Below are 14,153 nucleotides of genomic sequence, written 5' to 3'. Positions count from 1 at the left end.
CTGACGCCAGGCATGAAAGTCTGACGCCGTTCTCAGAATGCGAAAACTCAGCGCAGCACCTCAAGCTTCACCTGGGCCACACCGCTTGACGTCAGCCCGAGTTCCTGGGCCGCACCATGACCCAAGTCGATCACCCGATGCCCGATGAATGGACCGCGATCGTTGATGCGCACCACAGCGCGGCGCCCGTTCCAAAGATTGGTCACCCGCACTTTGGTTCCAAAAGGAAGGGTGCGGTGGGCAGCCGTCATGGTGCCCCGGCGGAAGACCTCACCATTGGCTGTGCGATTGCCATAGAAGCCAGGCCCATACCAGCTGGCTTCACCGGAGTGGGTGGAGACAACAACCGGCCCCACCGGCTTGGGCGGCTCAGGAGGAGCGACCGGCACAGGCACGACAGGCTCAGCAACAGAGGTTTCAAGCTCGAGGCTGGCTGGGGCGGAGGGTTCCACAGCTGTGGCTTCCTCTGCAGGTAGCACTAGGTCGAGTGGGTCAACGAAGTCAAACTCTTCGAAATCACTGGCGATCACCGGATACAGCGCAACCCCCGACACGGCGATGCCCGCGATGAGAGCTGTCAGTGACCAAGAGCGCTGCATTTCAAATAAATGCTGGTGTGCAAGACGCAGAGGTTTTCTTGAAACCCATGACCGCGCGACACCAACAACCCGATTTACGTGCTGTAACCGTATAAATACCCACCCACAAATGATCTCCAGCGTGTTCCGGAAATCCACGCAGGGATCCTTCGCCGCAGCACTGCTTATCCCGCGCCGTCACAGGCTTCAGAAGCCCAATCAGCAGACCGCAACCATCAGCCAGGGCTATGCATTTCACAAGCACAGCTGATCAACAGCAGGCCGATGCCATCACCGACACAGCCACCAGCGGCCTCGGTGCGCCCCTCGAGGGGGGAGGATCGAATCAGTTCACTATCTACTGATGGACTACCGATCCGCCGGTGTCGACGTGGAAGCTGGCAGAGCCTTTGTGGACCGGATCCGAACCAGCGTGGAAGCCACCCATCGCCCTGAGGTCGTGGGCGGACTTGGAGGCTTTGGTGGCCTGATGCGATTGCCGGAGGGCTTGCGCAAGCCACTCCTCGTATCCGGAACGGACGGAGTGGGCACCAAGCTGGAGCTCGCCCAAGACCACAAAAGCCACCACAACGTGGGCATCGATCTCGTTGCCATGTGTGTCAACGACGTGATCACCAGCGGCGCCGAACCCTTGTTCTTTCTCGACTACATGGCCACAGGGGCTCTGAGCCCGGACGCCATGGCCGAAGTGGTTGAGGGCATTGCCGACGGCTGCCGTCAGAGCGGGTGTGCCCTACTGGGGGGAGAAACGGCGGAGATGCCTGGCTTCTACCCGCCAGGCCGTTACGACCTCGCAGGCTTTTGCGTCGCCGTTGTGGAGGAGGACAACTTGATCGATGGCCGCCGCGTGCAAGCCGGTGATTCCATCTTGGGCATTGCCAGCAGCGGCGTGCACAGCAACGGTTTCAGCCTGGTGCGCAAAATCCTGGAATGCTGCGCTGCAGGGGCCGATACTCGCGTCGGGCCGGAGCAAACCCCTGTGATTGAAGCCCTGCTGAAACCCACTCATCTCTATGGGGCCCTGGTCAGGACTCTCCTAGGGGCGAACACTCGGATTCACGCCATGGCCCACATCACAGGTGGCGGGATTCCGGAGAACCTCCCCCGCTGCTTACCGAAGGGCCTCATGGCCAGCGTTGATCCACACAGTTGGCCGCGCCCAGAGCTGTTCAGCTGGCTGCAAACCCAAGGCGAGCTTCAGGAACGCGATCTCTGGCACACCTTCAACCTGGGGATCGGATACTGCCTCATCCTTCCGGAGGCGGATGTCGAAGGCGCACGAACCCTTTGCAGCAACAGCGGCTTTGAGAGCTGGGTCATCGGCGAGGTCATCCCGGCCAGCGAGCCGCAGGATGGGCCGGTGGCTGGCCTACCGGCCTGAAGAACACACCCAGATCACGTCACATCGGGATGTGATGTGAAGCACCAATTCGGTCTCCACTCGTTATTGTCATCACAGACAGATCGGGCTTGAACCGATCGATGCGACGTCAAATACGTCTTAATAAACATGCCCTTTGAAAGGCCTCAGCGCACAACTCGGCGACGTTCTTCCGCAGGACCTACCCCACCGCGTCGCCCCATTCCCACCAGTCACGACAGACAAGCCATCCATCGCCAAGGCGGGCCGCGACCAACCTTCCTGGCGTTGAAAGACCACGGCAAGGTGTTCGTCGCAGACATGCCCTTTCTTTCGGACGGTCAACTGGCGAATATCAGCAAGGAGGCTTCCGAAATGCTGATCAGCCTGGAGCGCCGGATCGCTGAGCTCGAGACCCTCCAGGGAGACAGGGACACCCTGATCAAGGCCTGCACGAAGCGAGACGTCACCCATCGCTTCCTCAGGGCCATCGAAGAGGAACAACAGCAGCGAAAAGACAATCCAGCCATCCGCAGCGCCGCCGCAGAGTCCCTCCCCCGCACATTCCTGGAGATCGCCAGGCACCGCCTACCGGGAGCCACTTTTGATTCACTTCTGCAAGAAGCCCTCTCCGCTTGCGAACAATCGGAGCAATCCCAGGTTGCCCCTCCCAAGCCTGACCTCAAGGTGGTCACCTTGCCTTCCTCCAGCGCATCCCTACCGGTGGTAGTGAGTCCGGATCCTGAACCCACCGATCAAGCGCTCTGAAGAGGATTGTCGGGCATTCGCACCATCACTTCGGCGCTGCTCTGGTCCAATTGCGTTCTCTCATCGGCTGACAGCGACCACGTCAGCGCCTGCTGGGCATCCATGACCTGGCTAGGCCGTCTCAATCCGGGGATCGGACATGTGCCATGGGATCGGCACCAATTCAAAGCCACTTGCACCTGGCTCACCCCTCGGGCTTCGGCGATTGACACCATGGTCTGTCGCAGTGACTCAGAGGCCGGCAACAGACGGCGGAACAAGCCTGTGCGCAAGGGCGTCAGCCCCTGGGGAGTCCAACCTGGCCCCCTGGCCAGAACGCCGAGAGCAAGAGGGCTGTAAGCGAGCACGTCAACCCCGAGATCCCTGCTGATGTCAAGGATTCCTCCATGTTGCCGCGGCCCAGGGGCCAGCAGAGAAAACTGAACCTGGACGCTGGCCAGCGGGATTCCACGGTCTTTGAGATGGCGATGAAGGAGGGTTAAGCGACGCGGACCGACATTGGACAAACCGATCTCCCGGACAGCGCCTTGCTCAACGAGATCGGCAAGCCCGTCGAGAAGAGGACGCTCTTGCCAAGGGGCGTAACGGGCCGTGCTCCAGTGCAACTGGACCCGATCCATGCAGCCATGCAGTCGTCGCTGACTCGCCAGGAATGCGTTGACCAGCCCGCGCCGCCCTAATCGCCAAGGAAAAGGGGCCAGCTTGGTGGCCACGGTGAGCTGGGCGCGGTGCTCCGGCTGCATCGCACTGAGAAAACGACCCAAGAGTTCTTCGCTCCGGCCATTGAGGAATCCGGTTCCATAGGAATCAGCGGTGTCCACCAGACACAACCCCCCTGCAACCGCTTGCTGAAACGTGGATTCCAGAACCGAGTCATCAAGGTCAGGGTTGTATCCCCACAGAAGCTGATTGCCCCAGGCCCAGGTTCCGAAACCGATTCCCACCACACAGCCATGGATCACTGCACGCCATGATCGCCACAGATCTGCCCCTTGCGATGACGTCCCAGCCTGCAGAGAAAAAGTCGCAGTTGCACGCAGAGCAAGCACCGTCTGCAGCGAAAGACGGTGGTGATCAAGACCCCGTACTCTGCAATCACTGCCGTCGCACAGCCAGCAATGGGATCCGCTGCCTGGGAATGTGCGTGGCCGACAGCGACTACTGACCTGTGAGATCTGTCCCGATGCGGGGAATGGCACCCCCACGACAACGGAGCCGCTGGATCAGCCTGGGACTGATGGCATGCCTTGCATATCTGCAACCTGGGCATGCCGAACCCTTCGTTGGCCGCTTCGAAACCACTGGCCAAGGCTGCCGTTACACCTTGTCTGAAGGTGAGTCTGGCGATTGCCGCGTTGTTCAGATGGATGGGCGCTCAGCCACGGTTCTTGGGATCCGTTTCATCGGCCGAGGGGCGGTGAGAGGAGCAAGCCGAAGCCTCACATTTGTCGCCACAACCACCGGACAAGGCTCTCCTCTCAGCTGTCACCTGGGACGTTGCAGGCTGTCTGCAGCCAGCTGGAGCGGCAGTGTGAGCAGTGTGGCTGAAGCGGCCTACGACGCCGACGGCATCGCCGAAGGAGTTCCCAAGGCGTGGCCTGCAAAACAAGGGAGCTGCAAGCTTGAAGCACAACAGATTCGCTGCAGAGCCGATGTGGTCTCAGGAGAGCAGCTCGATGCCCAGGCCAAGCTGTGAGCCGTTATCCAACGCGATGCATTCAAAGGCGGCACCCAGATTCGAACTGGGGATAAAGGATTTGCAATCCTCTGCCTTACCACTTGGCCATGCCGCCGTCCGGGGCCTTTCCTCCCCATCAAGGGATCGTATCAGCGAGGCATCCCAGACGTTGATGGTGATCAGCAACGGGCACGGCGAGGATCTGATCGCGCTGCGCATTCTTGAGGCCCTTCACCGCCTTGCACCGCAGTGGCGTTTGAAAGTCATGCCTCTCGTTGGTGAGGGTCGCTGCTTTCAGCGTTCGCTTGATCAGGGATGGCTGGAGCGCATCGGCCCCTCGGCGCGCCTGCCAAGCGGAGGATTCAGCAACCAGAGCCTGCGCGGTCTCCTTGCTGATCTGCTTGGAGGGCTACCCATCATCACCATGAAGCAGTGGGCCTGCCTGAGGCAGGAGCGACGTTCAGCAACGGGAATCCTTGCCGTTGGCGATCTACTCCCGCTGCTGATGGCGTGGACATGCCGCCGGCCCTTCGCATTCGTGGGCACTCCCAAAAGCGATTACACCTGGACCAGCGGACCAGGCTCGAGCTTCAGCGACCGTTACCACGCTCTCAAGGGGAGCGAGTGGGATCCATGGGAATGGAGCTTGATGCGAGCGCGCCAATGCCGGCTGGTGGTCATGCGCGATCGGCTCACAGCCCGGGGCCTACGCCGTCATCGGGTCAACGCCGTGGCACCAGGCAATCCGATGATGGACGGGCTCATGGAGAGCGCTCCTCCAATCGCCCTTGAGCGATGCCGGCGGATACTCCTGCTTTGCGGCAGCCGAATGCCAGAGGCCCTTCGCAACTTTCGGCGCTTGCTGACCTGCCTCATCCACCTTCCGAGCCCGGTGCCCCTTGCTGTGATGGCAGCCCTTGGATCTGCGCCCACAGAGTCAGACCTGGCCGACACCCTGCAGCACTTGGGATTTCGGCGCTGCCCTCCCCCCAGCAGCAGCTTGGGAGCAGACCAGTGCTGGGTCCGGGGCCCCTTACTGCTGCTGCTGGGCAGCGGTCGGTTCGAACGCTGGGCCTCCTGGGCTGAGGTGGGCGTCGCCACTGCAGGCACAGCCACAGAGCAGCTCGTTGGCCTCGGGAAACCGGCTCTGTCTCTTCCTGGTCCTGGGCCGCAGTTCACCCGAGGCTTCGCCTCCAGGCAGAGCCGCCTGCTGGGTGGTGCTGTTCAGGCTTGCGCCAGCGACAGCGACTTGTCTCAACAGCTGAGATCCCTGCTTGAGAACCACACGAAACGCCAGGAGCTCGGGCAACGGGGGCGGCAGCGCATGGGCTCTTCAGGCGGAAGTGAAGCGATCGCTCACGCCGTGATCCGCGCGCTCGCCCCCGGAGGTTGATACTGATTGCACCACTGAGGCAGTTCTGCCCCTCCCTCTCCGCCATGGCCGCGATTCAGGATCACAACTATCTGAGGCTGTGCGCGGAACTGGCAAGCTGCCTGAGCATCAGCCAGTCCGCAGCACGTCGAAGGGTGGAACACGAGGCGGCGCGGTCAGGTGCAAGAGACCTTCAAGCCCGTCTCCAGGTGGCCTCCAATCTGCTGGCGCAGGCCCAGAACGAAGCCAGCTCTGGAGAAGCACTGGACCAGTTGCTGGAGGCGCAACCCATCGATCAGCACTTCATGCTCGAAGACTGATCCCCATCCCAAGATCAGTGCTCGAAGGTGTTCACAAAACGGAAGCGATCGAGATCCGACATCACAGGAATGCACTGGAAGCAGCTTTGAGCCAGCTCCCAGCGTCCTTCGCGGCGCAACATGACCTCTAACTGCCGCCGGGCGGGGAGCAGATAACGGGCATCGTTGGCTGCATAGGCCAATTGAACATCCGTGAGTTCATCCACCCGTCCCCAATCGCTGCTTTGCGCCTGCTTATCGAGCTCGACCCCCACCAGCTCCATCACCAAATCCTTCAGACCGTGGCGCGGGGTGTAGGTGCGAGCCAGACGGCTGCCGACCTTCGTGCAAAAGATTGGATTCACCCTGATTCCCAGCCCGGTGGCCAGGGCCGCGACATCGAACCGGGCGAAATGAAACACCTTCTCGATCGTCGCGGCTTCCATCAACGCTTTGAGACGGGGGGCTTCCGACTGCCCTAGAGCAATCCGTATGCAAGCCACCTGGTCTTTGTCATCACAGATCTGAACGAGACAAAGCCGGTCGCGACCATGGATCAGGCCCATGGCCTCGGTATCCACAGCCAGCGCTGTCGACGCGGCAAAGCGCTCCGACCACTCCGCATTGAGATCGCCATCGAGAACAACGAAGGCATGGGGCTCGCTGGGGATCTCAGCCATGGCAAACCACTCAAAACAGGCGGAACATCCACCACTTTGACCGCTAGCGGGACGAACTTCCTCCCGCCGCTTGAAAATCAAACCAAGACTGAGTTAGACAAAAATGAGACAGCTGCGGCTCATGCTTTCCCACCGCAAACCCACGCGCGCCTGCCTTGCCGACATCGAGGACTACTTCCAGCAGCCACCTCCGCAGTTCCTCGACCTTGAACTCGCGGTGTGCTGGGTTCTGGCCTGTCTTCTGCAAAACGACAGCTATCCATCAGGCCTGCTTCAGCGCCTCCAGCACGACCATCCTCAACTGCGTCTCTCCGAAACGGTTCTGCATCAGGCCGTCGACTTCCTGGAACGCCAGGAGATGCTCGATTGCTACACAAAACGCTGTCCCAGCAGGGGCCGTCCCCGTCGCATGCTCCATCTGCATCAGGACGCCCGCGATCAGGCTGAACGTCTGATGAAACCCTGGACGCGCTGGCTCCACGAGCATGCGCCGATCACCACTTAGAACGGTCATCGATGCCCTCGGCGGCTACCGATGCCCTCGCCTCAGATCTCCACCCTGCTCCTCACCCTGCTGCTGGGGATTGGCCTGATCTTCTTCCTTCGTGCTGCCAGCAAGGACCGAACCACGATTGTGGAGGTGCATTCCCCCCGTCCACCCTTGGAAGTGCTCGAGGGTCTTGATCAATGGCTCAAGCAACGGGGCTGGAATCGCCATGGAGGTGATGCCGACCGCTGCCTGCTCGAATACCGAGGCCGTGTCGAGAGCAGTTCGGCCCTTGCAATTTTGTTGTCTGTTCTCGGCACCGTGGGAGCTGGCAGTTTGGGGCTCGTCATCCGCCAGGTGAACGCTGGGCTGGGATGGTGGCCCTTGTTGATCGCCGGCCTCGGCCCCTTGGCCGGCTGGGTCTACACCCGGAGAGCCCGTCGGGAAGAGGGCCTTCAGATTCGTCTTGTTGAGACCGAAGCAAGCGAAGGCAGCACCCTGCGGCTGCAAGCCCATCGCGATGAACTGATCGCCCTTGAGCTCGCCCTGGGCGGCCCACTGCAGCTGGCCAGTGATGGCGCCTTGCTCTCGTCGCCGATCTGATCGTGACGCTCCGGCCATTGCTGCTGCCAGCTGGTCTGAGCATCACAGGACTGCTGTTCCTACTCAGCCTGGCGACAGCAGCGCGAGCACCGCGCCTGTCTGGCGACGACCTTCTCACCGGGCCTCAGGTCCCGCTTGAGGCGACCTGGGTCGGGCGTCGCCGCGAACGCGAGGATGTGGCGATCCTGGTTCTGGCCGGTCACGCCGACTCCCAGGGCATCGAGGGGGCCGGCACCTCAGGAGCCGCCGTTGACCGCCGCGGTGCTGCACCCATGGATCCACGCATGCGCGATGAGCTCTTCTGGAACCGGAAGATCCGCGATGCCGTGGTGCGCCAAGGGCAGGCACGCTGCCTCCGGATCAGCGGTTACGAACCGAATGCACTGACGATCCGCGACGAAAACGATCCGCGCACCAACTGGTCCGTTGGTCGTCGCCACCACAAGGCCGGTGGTTATGCCCTTGAAATCCACTTCGATGCCTACGGCCCGGACGGGTATGGCTCCGGGCTGATCCCCAACCTGAACAAAGAACCAAGCCGCATCGATGAAAGCCTGGCCCTGAACTTCGGTCGCTACCCCCTGCAATTCCGGGGAGGCCTCGGTGCTCCAAAACGGGGGATCAGCATCTTGGAGATCGGCAAGCTTGAGGGAAACCTCGAGGCCCGTCTGCGCGATCCAGCCAGCCAGGAGGCTGTGATCGAAGCACTAGCCCTGCGCGTCGTTGAGGCCCTGGAGCAGGGTCTCAACGCCCAACCCCGTGCTCTCAGTTCACAGCATTGTGAGGACGGCAGCGATCCTCGAGGGAAGGATCACCGAACCAGTCCTGCGGACGGGTAAAGAGATCGGTGAGCAACGCTTCCCTGGAACCTGGAGCTGCCTGGTATCCATACTCCCAGCGAGCCAGAGGCGGAAGCGACATCAGAATCGACTCCGTGCGCCCGTTCGTCTGCAACCCGAAAATCGTGCCCCGGTCCCAGACAAGGTTGAACTCCACATAGCGACCACGGCGGTAGAGCTGGAACTGGCGTTCACGATCTCCGTAGGCCATGCCGTTCCGCCTCTCAATGATGGGCGCGTAGGCAGGAAGGAAAGCTCGGCCATTTGCCCCGGCCAGCGAAAACAGCTGTTCCCAGCTCAGAGGCACCGCACCGATCTGGGAAGCCTTCTGCGCCGCAGGCCCCTCAGGATCCTGCCCCCGGTAAAGACGACCGGAACCGTCTTGGTAGTCGTAAAAAATCCCTCCCACTCCCCGGGTTTCCTGGCGGTGCTTGAGGAAGAAGTACTCATCACACCAGGGTTTGAACACCTGATAGAGACGCTCATCCACCGAATCGCATGCCTGCTGATGGGTGCGATGGAAGTGACGGGCATCCTCCAGGAAGGGATAGAAGGGAGTGAGATCAGCGCCGCCTCCAAACCACCACACCGGACCGGCCTCGAAGTAGCGGTAGTTGAGGTGAACCGTTGGCACAAACGGATTCCGGGGGTGCAGAACCATGGAGGTTCCCGTGGCAAACCAGGGGTGCCCCTTGGCCTCAGGGCGCTGTTTGAGAATGGAGGGGGGAAGCTCTTGACCCTGAACCTCGGAGAAATTCACACCCCCCTGCTCAAAGATCCGGCCTTCGCGCATCACGCGGGACCGACCGCCGCCGCCCTCGGGCCGAACCCAGCTCTCCTCTTGGAAGCGGCCAGAACCATCGATCTGCTCCAGGCCGGCACAAATCTCATCCTGAAGCGCCATCACAAGCGACCGCGCCCGCTCCCGGGAGTCAGCAGGAGGGCGTTCCCCGGGGACCACGGACGCCGTGGACGCTGAACCGTCCTCCGGCATCCCCCCCTTCCAACGCTTGAGCAGGGATCGGATCATGGTTGGCATCGGTGGAGAGATCCTGACCATTTCAGCCCAGTGCCACTCCCGACAAGCGTGTGTGAAGGACTGTCATGGGAGACGCCCCTAGGATCCAGCCCAATGAATGGGGCGGATGATCTCAGCGGAACAGGCCACTCAGGCGCTCAGCGACCTCCGTGATGCCGGTAGCGATCGCTCTCTACTAGACCTCGGCTGGCTTGATCAGGTGCGTGTGTCGCCACCGCGCGCCGTGATCCGACTGAACTTGCCCGGCTTCGCCCAGGGGCAGCGCGATCGCATCGTTAACGACGCCCGTACCCGTTTGCTGAGGCTCGAAGGCATCGAGGATGTGCAGATCGAAGTGGGGCAGCCTCCCTCCCAAGGCGGCATCGGTCAGGCAGGACATGGACAAGCCGCGGAACGCCAGGCCATTCCCGGCGTGAAACAGGTGATCGCCGTCAGCAGCGGCAAGGGAGGCGTGGGCAAGAGCACCGTGGCCGTCAATCTGGCCTGCGCCTTCGCCAATCAGGGACTGCGCGTCGGACTGCTCGATGCAGACATTTATGGCCCTAATGCACCCACCATGCTGGGTGTGGCCGACTGCACTCCCGAAGTCAGCGGCAGCGGCGACAACCAGTGCATGCAGCCGATCGAAACCTGCGGTGTGGCCATGGTGTCGATGGGTCTGCTGATTGAGGAGAACCAGCCGGTGATCTGGCGAGGCCCGATGCTCAACGGGATCATCCGCCAGTTCCTTTACCAGGTGAATTGGGGTGAACGGGATGTCCTGGTCGTGGATCTTCCACCAGGAACCGGTGATGCCCAGTTGTCCCTGGCACAGGCCGTTCCCATGGCAGGCGTTGTGATCGTGACCACCCCTCAGCAGGTGGCCTTGCAGGATGCCCGGCGAGGGCTGGCCATGTTCCGACAGATGGGAATCCCAGTGCTCGGCGTGGTCGAGAACATGAGTGCATTCATCCCCCCTGATCAGCCTGAGAAGCGTTACGCGCTGTTTGGGTCGGGCGGAGGCAAGACCCTCGCCGAGGCCTTCGACGTTCCCCTGCTGGCCGAGATCCCCATGGAGATGCCGGTTCAAGCTGGAGGAGATCAGGGTTTACCGATCACACGGGCCAAGCCCGACTCCATCAGTGCCCAACAGTTCATCGCGTTGGCCGAACGACTCTCACCCGCGGTGCAGGCCTCCCGCTGATCATGCTGACCGGACTCGGCTCCAGCGGACAAAGGCTCTTCTCACCGTCGGGTAACCGGCGCCGCCGGGCCCGTGACCGGGACTGGATTCTCTGGGGGATCCCCCTGGCCATGATCGCCGTGGCCGGTCTCCTGATCGCCAGCACCCAGCGCCAGGCCAACTACGCCAACTGGTACCAACACTGGGTCACCGCAGGGGTGGGCGTTGGGATTGCGCTTCTGCTCGCAAGGATGTCGATGCTGAGGCTCAAACCCTTGCTCGTGCCGATCTACGGAGCGACGGTGATCAGCCTCGTGGCCGTGCGCATGATCGGGACGACGGCGCTTGGAGCGCAGCGCTGGATCAGCATCGGCGGCGTGCATGTGCAGCCATCAGAGTTCGCCAAGCTGGCCGCGATCCTTCTTCTGGCCGCAGTGCTGGATCGCCACCCAGTGGAACGGCCGGTGGATCTGCTTCGACCACTCGCCGTGATCTCACTTCCTTGGCTTCTGGTGTTCATCCAGCCCGATCTCGGCACGTCTCTGGTGTTCGGCGCTCTGCTGCTCACGATGCTGTACTGGTCAGGGATGCCATTTGAGTGGTTGGTCCTGCTGCTCTCACCCCTGGTGACAGCGTTGCTCGCCGGCCTTTTCCCCTGGGGATTGGCTGCCTGGATTCCCCTGACCCTCGTGATCGCCTATCGATCTCTGCCTTGGAAACGGGTGGCACTCGCCCTCGTGTCCCTGGTGCAGGGAGCCTCCGCATTGATCACTCCCTGGCTTTGGCAAAACGGGTTGCAGGACTACCAGCGGGATCGTTTGGTGCTCTTTCTCGATCCCACAAAAGACCCCCTCGGGGGTGGCTATCACTTGCTCCAGAGCACCGTGGGGATCGGATCCGGGGGACTGCTCGGCACCGGACTCCTTCAGGGACAGCTCACCAAATTGCGTTTCATCCCAGAACAACACACCGATTTCATCTTCAGTGCATTGGGAGAGGAAACCGGCTTTCTCGGCACGGTTCTCGTTGTGGTGGGCTTCATGCTGCTGATGTGGCGCCTCCTCCAAGTGGCGGGCAGGGCACGCTCGGATTTCGAATCACTGGTGGTGATCGGAGTCGCCACCATGATCATGTTCCAGGTGGTGGTGAACATCTTCATGACCATCGGCCTTGGCCCCGTCACCGGGATCCCCTTGCCGTTCCTGAGTTATGGACGCAGCGCCATGGTCGTGAATTTCATCGCATTGGGGCTGTGTCTATCGGTGGCTCGCCGCTCAAGGCGCGCCTTGATCCGGTGACGGACACCAGTACGCCACTGCAGGCCATTCATCAGCTGATGGCCGAGGGAGTGCCCACAGGCAAGGCGGATGATGCCCACGCGCGACGTCTGTGGTGGGGAGCGCTCGAGGTTCTGCAGCAGCGGTTGCTCAGCGCTGACCCCAGCTGGGAAGGGGTATGGATCGCCGCTCCCCTGCCGGCTCTCTACGCGCCCGAGCTGCTGCAGCGATACCGGGGCTGGGTGTGGGCACCCGAGGCGCTCACCCTTCTCAACGATCTTCAGAGCAGCACACTGCTGCCCTCCGATCTGATCAGCGCACCGACGGGTGTGGCGGAAGCACCGCTCCTCAGCCACCGCTTCCAACGCATGACTCTCTGTGCCGAGGACAGCCAGGATCCGTTCTTACTGGTGATCACCAGCAAGCTGCAAATCGCGCTGGCCCTGCAGGGCCAGGAGGGAGAGCGCAGGCTTCTGATGCGCAGCGAACCCAGCCTTCTCACGCGGATCCTGGCCCTGGTGGAGCAGAGGCTCAAAGAAGAAGATCAGGCCCAGGCCAAGAGTCTTCATCAAGCCCTCAACGACCTTGGCCCGCTTCAAAGCAGCGGGGATTTCGCGCTTCAATTTTGGCCAGACCTAGCGCAGCGGCTGGCGTCGATGGCTCCCACCGTGACGTTTCAAACCGCCCATGAGTCCCCCGAGGCCACGCCTCAGGCGCACGCCTCAGGCGACATCGATGCCGAACTCTCCTTGCTGGAAGCGATCGCCCATGAGGTGAGAACACCCTTGGCGACCATCCGCACGCTGATCCGCTCGCTTCTCCGCCGCCGCGACCTGCCCATGAAAGCGATGGAGCGTCTTCAGCAAATTGACACTGAATGCAGCGAGCAGATCGATCGCTTCGGGCTGATCTTCCAAGCGGCGGAACTGCAGAGGCAACCCGAAGGTCCATCGCCGTTGGCCCGCACCGATCTCGGAGCGATGGTGCGCCTGTTATCGCCCATCTGGACCCAGCAACTCAAACGCAGAGGTGTGGGCTTTGCGATGACCATCGCCGACAGCATGCCGCTTGTGCTGAGCGACCCCGGCCGCCTGGAGCCCATGCTTGGAGGCCTGGTGGATCGCTGCAGCCGCAGCCTTCCGCCGGGAAGCAAGCTGCTTCTGACCCTGCAACCTGCAGGAGCACGCCTCAAGCTCCAACTCATTTCCCATACCCCGGAGCAGATTGCATCGCAAACGGTCGACCCAGTGCAGCAGGAGCGCTTGGGGCCTGTTCTGAGCTGGAACACCAACACCGGCAGTCTGCAGCTCAGCCAAACAGCGACCCGACGGTTGCTGGAAAGCCTCGGGGGGCGAGTCACCCAACGCCGGGACCGAGGACTCACGGTGTTCTTCCCAATCGCGGAACAATGTTGACGGGTGTGAAGTTTCCAGGCCTGTAGGGCGATCAGAGCAGAATCACGGTGCTACTTTCCAGCCGTAAAGGCATGCCGATTTCGCGAGGACAGCCATGACAGCAACGGCGTTGAACGGACAGCTTCCCCAGTTCATCGGCAGCACCGGAGGTCTTCTCAACTCCGCCGAGACCGAGGAGAAGTACGCCATCACCTGGACAAGCAACAGCGCTCAGGCCTTCGAACTTCCCACCGGTGGCGCCGCCATGATGAATGCCGGTGAAAACATCATGTATTTCGCCCGCAAGGAGCAGTGCCTGGCTCTCGGCACCCAGCTGCGGACCAAGTTCAAGCCCCGGATCGAGGACTACAAGATCTACCGGATCTTCCCCGGTGGTGACACTGAGTATCTCCATCCCAGCGATGGCGTGTTCCCTGAGAAGGTCAATGAAGGTCGGGCGATGGTGGGCCACAATCCCCGCCGCATTGGCCAGAACACCAACCCCGCCAACATCAAGTTCAGCGGACGCAACACCTTCGACGCCTGAATCAGCTGAAAAGCTTGATCCCTTCATGCGGTCGGTTCGACCGGCATGA

Annotated in this window: 17 protein-coding genes and 1 tRNA gene; 13 read left to right on the top strand and 5 right to left on the bottom strand. The window is 61.7% G+C overall.

Features of this window, described 5'->3' with window-relative positions; translation table 11 throughout:
* Positions 1-47 precede the first annotated feature (47 nt).
* Positions 48-599 (bottom strand): septal ring lytic transglycosylase RlpA family protein, encoded by a 552-nt coding sequence (locus KQ296_RS01375; protein WP_011932387.1) that lies wholly within the window; start codon positions 597-599, stop codon positions 48-50.
* 343 nt (positions 600-942) lie between these two features.
* Between KQ296_RS01375 and purM the strand changes: the two genes are divergently transcribed.
* Together purM and KQ296_RS01365 are read left to right on the top strand one after the other, a co-directional pair.
* Entirely contained in the window at positions 943-1,980 is a 1,038-nt protein-coding gene (purM, locus tag KQ296_RS01370; RefSeq protein WP_011932386.1) for a phosphoribosylformylglycinamidine cyclo-ligase, read from the top strand.
* Positions 1,981-2,109: 129 nt separating this feature from the next.
* Complete coding sequence (locus KQ296_RS01365) at positions 2,110-2,727, top strand: hypothetical protein (RefSeq protein WP_011932385.1); 618 nt, start codon at positions 2,110-2,112, stop codon at positions 2,725-2,727.
* On the opposite strand, the gene KQ296_RS01360 is transcribed toward KQ296_RS01365, so the two are convergent.
* Complete coding sequence (locus KQ296_RS01360) at positions 2,715-3,674, bottom strand: aldo/keto reductase (RefSeq protein ID WP_011932384.1); 960 nt, start codon at positions 3,672-3,674, stop codon at positions 2,715-2,717. The two genes, KQ296_RS01365 and KQ296_RS01360, sit on opposite strands and share 13 nt — an antisense overlap.
* A gap of 23 nt (positions 3,675-3,697) precedes the next feature.
* Here KQ296_RS01360 and KQ296_RS01355 point away from each other — a divergent pair, with 23 nt between their 5' ends.
* Both KQ296_RS01355 and KQ296_RS01350 read left to right on the top strand, forming a co-directional pair.
* Positions 3,698-3,892: a hypothetical protein gene (locus KQ296_RS01355; protein WP_041428355.1), complete on the top strand. Its 195-nt coding sequence runs from the start codon at positions 3,698-3,700 to the stop codon at positions 3,890-3,892.
* Between the two features lie 27 nt (positions 3,893-3,919).
* On the top strand, positions 3,920-4,423 hold the full coding sequence (locus tag KQ296_RS01350; protein WP_011932382.1) for a hypothetical protein: 504 nt from the start codon (positions 3,920-3,922) through the stop codon (positions 4,421-4,423).
* A 26-nt stretch (positions 4,424-4,449) separates the two neighbouring features.
* Here KQ296_RS01350 and KQ296_RS01345 read toward each other — a convergent pair.
* Positions 4,450-4,520, bottom strand: a tRNA-Cys gene (locus tag KQ296_RS01345).
* A 57-nt stretch (positions 4,521-4,577) separates the two neighbouring features.
* Between KQ296_RS01345 and KQ296_RS01340 the strand changes: the two genes are divergently transcribed.
* Together KQ296_RS01340 and KQ296_RS01335 are read left to right on the top strand one after the other, a co-directional pair.
* Positions 4,578-5,798 carry a lipid-A-disaccharide synthase-related protein gene (locus KQ296_RS01340; RefSeq protein ID WP_011932381.1) on the top strand — a complete coding sequence of 407 codons (1,221 nt, stop codon included), beginning with the start codon at positions 4,578-4,580 and terminating at the stop codon, positions 5,796-5,798.
* Positions 5,799-5,842: 44 nt separating this feature from the next.
* A complete protein-coding gene (locus KQ296_RS01335; protein ID WP_011932380.1) occupies positions 5,843-6,097 on the top strand; it encodes a hypothetical protein in 255 nt (84 codons plus the stop codon).
* 14 nt (positions 6,098-6,111) lie between these two features.
* Here the strand turns inward: KQ296_RS01335 and KQ296_RS01330 are convergent, their stop codons facing one another.
* Positions 6,112-6,756 carry a ribonuclease D gene (locus KQ296_RS01330; RefSeq protein ID WP_011932379.1) on the bottom strand — a complete coding sequence of 215 codons (645 nt, stop codon included), beginning with the start codon at positions 6,754-6,756 and terminating at the stop codon, positions 6,112-6,114.
* Between the two features lie 103 nt (positions 6,757-6,859).
* Between KQ296_RS01330 and KQ296_RS01325 the strand changes: the two genes are divergently transcribed.
* Genes KQ296_RS01325 through KQ296_RS01315 form a run of 3 tightly spaced genes read left to right on the top strand, consistent with a single transcriptional unit; the run spans position 6,860 to position 8,685 of the window.
* Positions 6,860-7,261 (top strand): helix-turn-helix transcriptional regulator, encoded by a 402-nt coding sequence (locus KQ296_RS01325; RefSeq protein ID WP_011932378.1) that lies wholly within the window; start codon positions 6,860-6,862, stop codon positions 7,259-7,261.
* Positions 7,262-7,291: 30 nt separating this feature from the next.
* A complete protein-coding gene (locus KQ296_RS01320) occupies positions 7,292-7,846 on the top strand; it encodes a cofactor assembly of complex C subunit B (RefSeq protein WP_011932377.1) in 555 nt (184 codons plus the stop codon).
* Positions 7,847-7,863: 17 nt separating this feature from the next.
* Complete coding sequence (locus KQ296_RS01315) at positions 7,864-8,685, top strand: hypothetical protein (protein ID WP_011932376.1); 822 nt, start codon at positions 7,864-7,866, stop codon at positions 8,683-8,685.
* Here KQ296_RS01315 and hemF read toward each other — a convergent pair.
* Positions 8,612-9,715 carry an oxygen-dependent coproporphyrinogen oxidase gene (hemF, locus tag KQ296_RS01310; protein ID WP_041428755.1) on the bottom strand — a complete coding sequence of 368 codons (1,104 nt, stop codon included), beginning with the start codon at positions 9,713-9,715 and terminating at the stop codon, positions 8,612-8,614. The genes KQ296_RS01315 and hemF overlap by 74 nt on opposite strands.
* A gap of 115 nt (positions 9,716-9,830) precedes the next feature.
* On the opposite strand from hemF, the gene KQ296_RS01305 reads away from it, so the two are divergent.
* From KQ296_RS01305 to KQ296_RS01290, 4 genes are all read left to right on the top strand, one after another.
* Positions 9,831-10,907 (top strand): Mrp/NBP35 family ATP-binding protein, encoded by a 1,077-nt coding sequence (locus KQ296_RS01305; RefSeq protein ID WP_011932374.1) that lies wholly within the window; start codon positions 9,831-9,833, stop codon positions 10,905-10,907.
* 2 nt (positions 10,908-10,909) lie between these two features.
* Positions 10,910-12,184 carry a rod shape-determining protein RodA gene (rodA, locus tag KQ296_RS01300; protein WP_011932373.1) on the top strand — a complete coding sequence of 425 codons (1,275 nt, stop codon included), beginning with the start codon at positions 10,910-10,912 and terminating at the stop codon, positions 12,182-12,184.
* Positions 12,185-12,222: 38 nt separating this feature from the next.
* Positions 12,223-13,578, top strand: a complete 1,356-nt coding sequence (locus KQ296_RS01295) for a histidine kinase dimerization/phospho-acceptor domain-containing protein (RefSeq protein WP_041428754.1) — start codon at positions 12,223-12,225, stop codon at positions 13,576-13,578.
* 94 nt (positions 13,579-13,672) lie between these two features.
* Entirely contained in the window at positions 13,673-14,104 is a 432-nt protein-coding gene (locus KQ296_RS01290; RefSeq protein WP_011932371.1) for a photosystem I reaction center subunit II PsaD, read from the top strand.
* Positions 14,105-14,153 lie beyond the last annotated feature (49 nt).

Source organism: Synechococcus sp. CS-197 (assembly GCF_025128215.1).
Lineage (GTDB): Bacteria > Cyanobacteriota > Cyanobacteriia > PCC-6307 > Cyanobiaceae > Synechococcus_C.
Note: the sequence above shows the minus strand (reverse complement) of the source record. Positions and strands in the feature narration are given on the sequence as shown.

What these genes read in the sequence shown, in the direction of transcription:
- KQ296_RS01330 (WP_011932379.1), bottom strand. Translation starts at nt 6,756, where the DNA reads ATGGCTGAGATCCCCAGCGAGCCCCATGCCTTCGTTGTTCTCGATGGC.
- hemF (WP_041428755.1), bottom strand. Translation starts at nt 9,715, where the DNA reads ATGATCCGATCCCTGCTCAAGCGTTGGAAGGGGGGGATGCCGGAGGAC.
- KQ296_RS01340 (WP_011932381.1), top strand. Translation starts at nt 4,578, where the DNA reads ATGGTGATCAGCAACGGGCACGGCGAGGATCTGATCGCGCTGCGCATT.
- KQ296_RS01295 (WP_041428754.1), top strand. Translation starts at nt 12,223, where the DNA reads ATGGCCGAGGGAGTGCCCACAGGCAAGGCGGATGATGCCCACGCGCGA.
- rodA (WP_011932373.1), top strand. Translation starts at nt 10,910, where the DNA reads ATGCTGACCGGACTCGGCTCCAGCGGACAAAGGCTCTTCTCACCGTCG.
- KQ296_RS01325 (WP_011932378.1), top strand. Translation starts at nt 6,860, where the DNA reads ATGAGACAGCTGCGGCTCATGCTTTCCCACCGCAAACCCACGCGCGCC.
- KQ296_RS01290 (WP_011932371.1), top strand. Translation starts at nt 13,673, where the DNA reads ATGACAGCAACGGCGTTGAACGGACAGCTTCCCCAGTTCATCGGCAGC.
- KQ296_RS01365 (WP_011932385.1), top strand. Translation starts at nt 2,110, where the DNA reads ATGCCCTTTGAAAGGCCTCAGCGCACAACTCGGCGACGTTCTTCCGCA.
- KQ296_RS01375 (WP_011932387.1), bottom strand. Translation starts at nt 599, where the DNA reads ATGCAGCGCTCTTGGTCACTGACAGCTCTCATCGCGGGCATCGCCGTG.
- KQ296_RS01350 (WP_011932382.1), top strand. Translation starts at nt 3,920, where the DNA reads ATGGCACCCCCACGACAACGGAGCCGCTGGATCAGCCTGGGACTGATG.
- KQ296_RS01320 (WP_011932377.1), top strand. Translation starts at nt 7,292, where the DNA reads ATGCCCTCGCCTCAGATCTCCACCCTGCTCCTCACCCTGCTGCTGGGG.
- KQ296_RS01355 (WP_041428355.1), top strand. Translation starts at nt 3,698, where the DNA reads ATGATCGCCACAGATCTGCCCCTTGCGATGACGTCCCAGCCTGCAGAG.
- purM (WP_011932386.1), top strand. Translation starts at nt 943, where the DNA reads ATGGACTACCGATCCGCCGGTGTCGACGTGGAAGCTGGCAGAGCCTTT.
- KQ296_RS01335 (WP_011932380.1), top strand. Translation starts at nt 5,843, where the DNA reads ATGGCCGCGATTCAGGATCACAACTATCTGAGGCTGTGCGCGGAACTG.
- KQ296_RS01305 (WP_011932374.1), top strand. Translation starts at nt 9,831, where the DNA reads ATGATCTCAGCGGAACAGGCCACTCAGGCGCTCAGCGACCTCCGTGAT.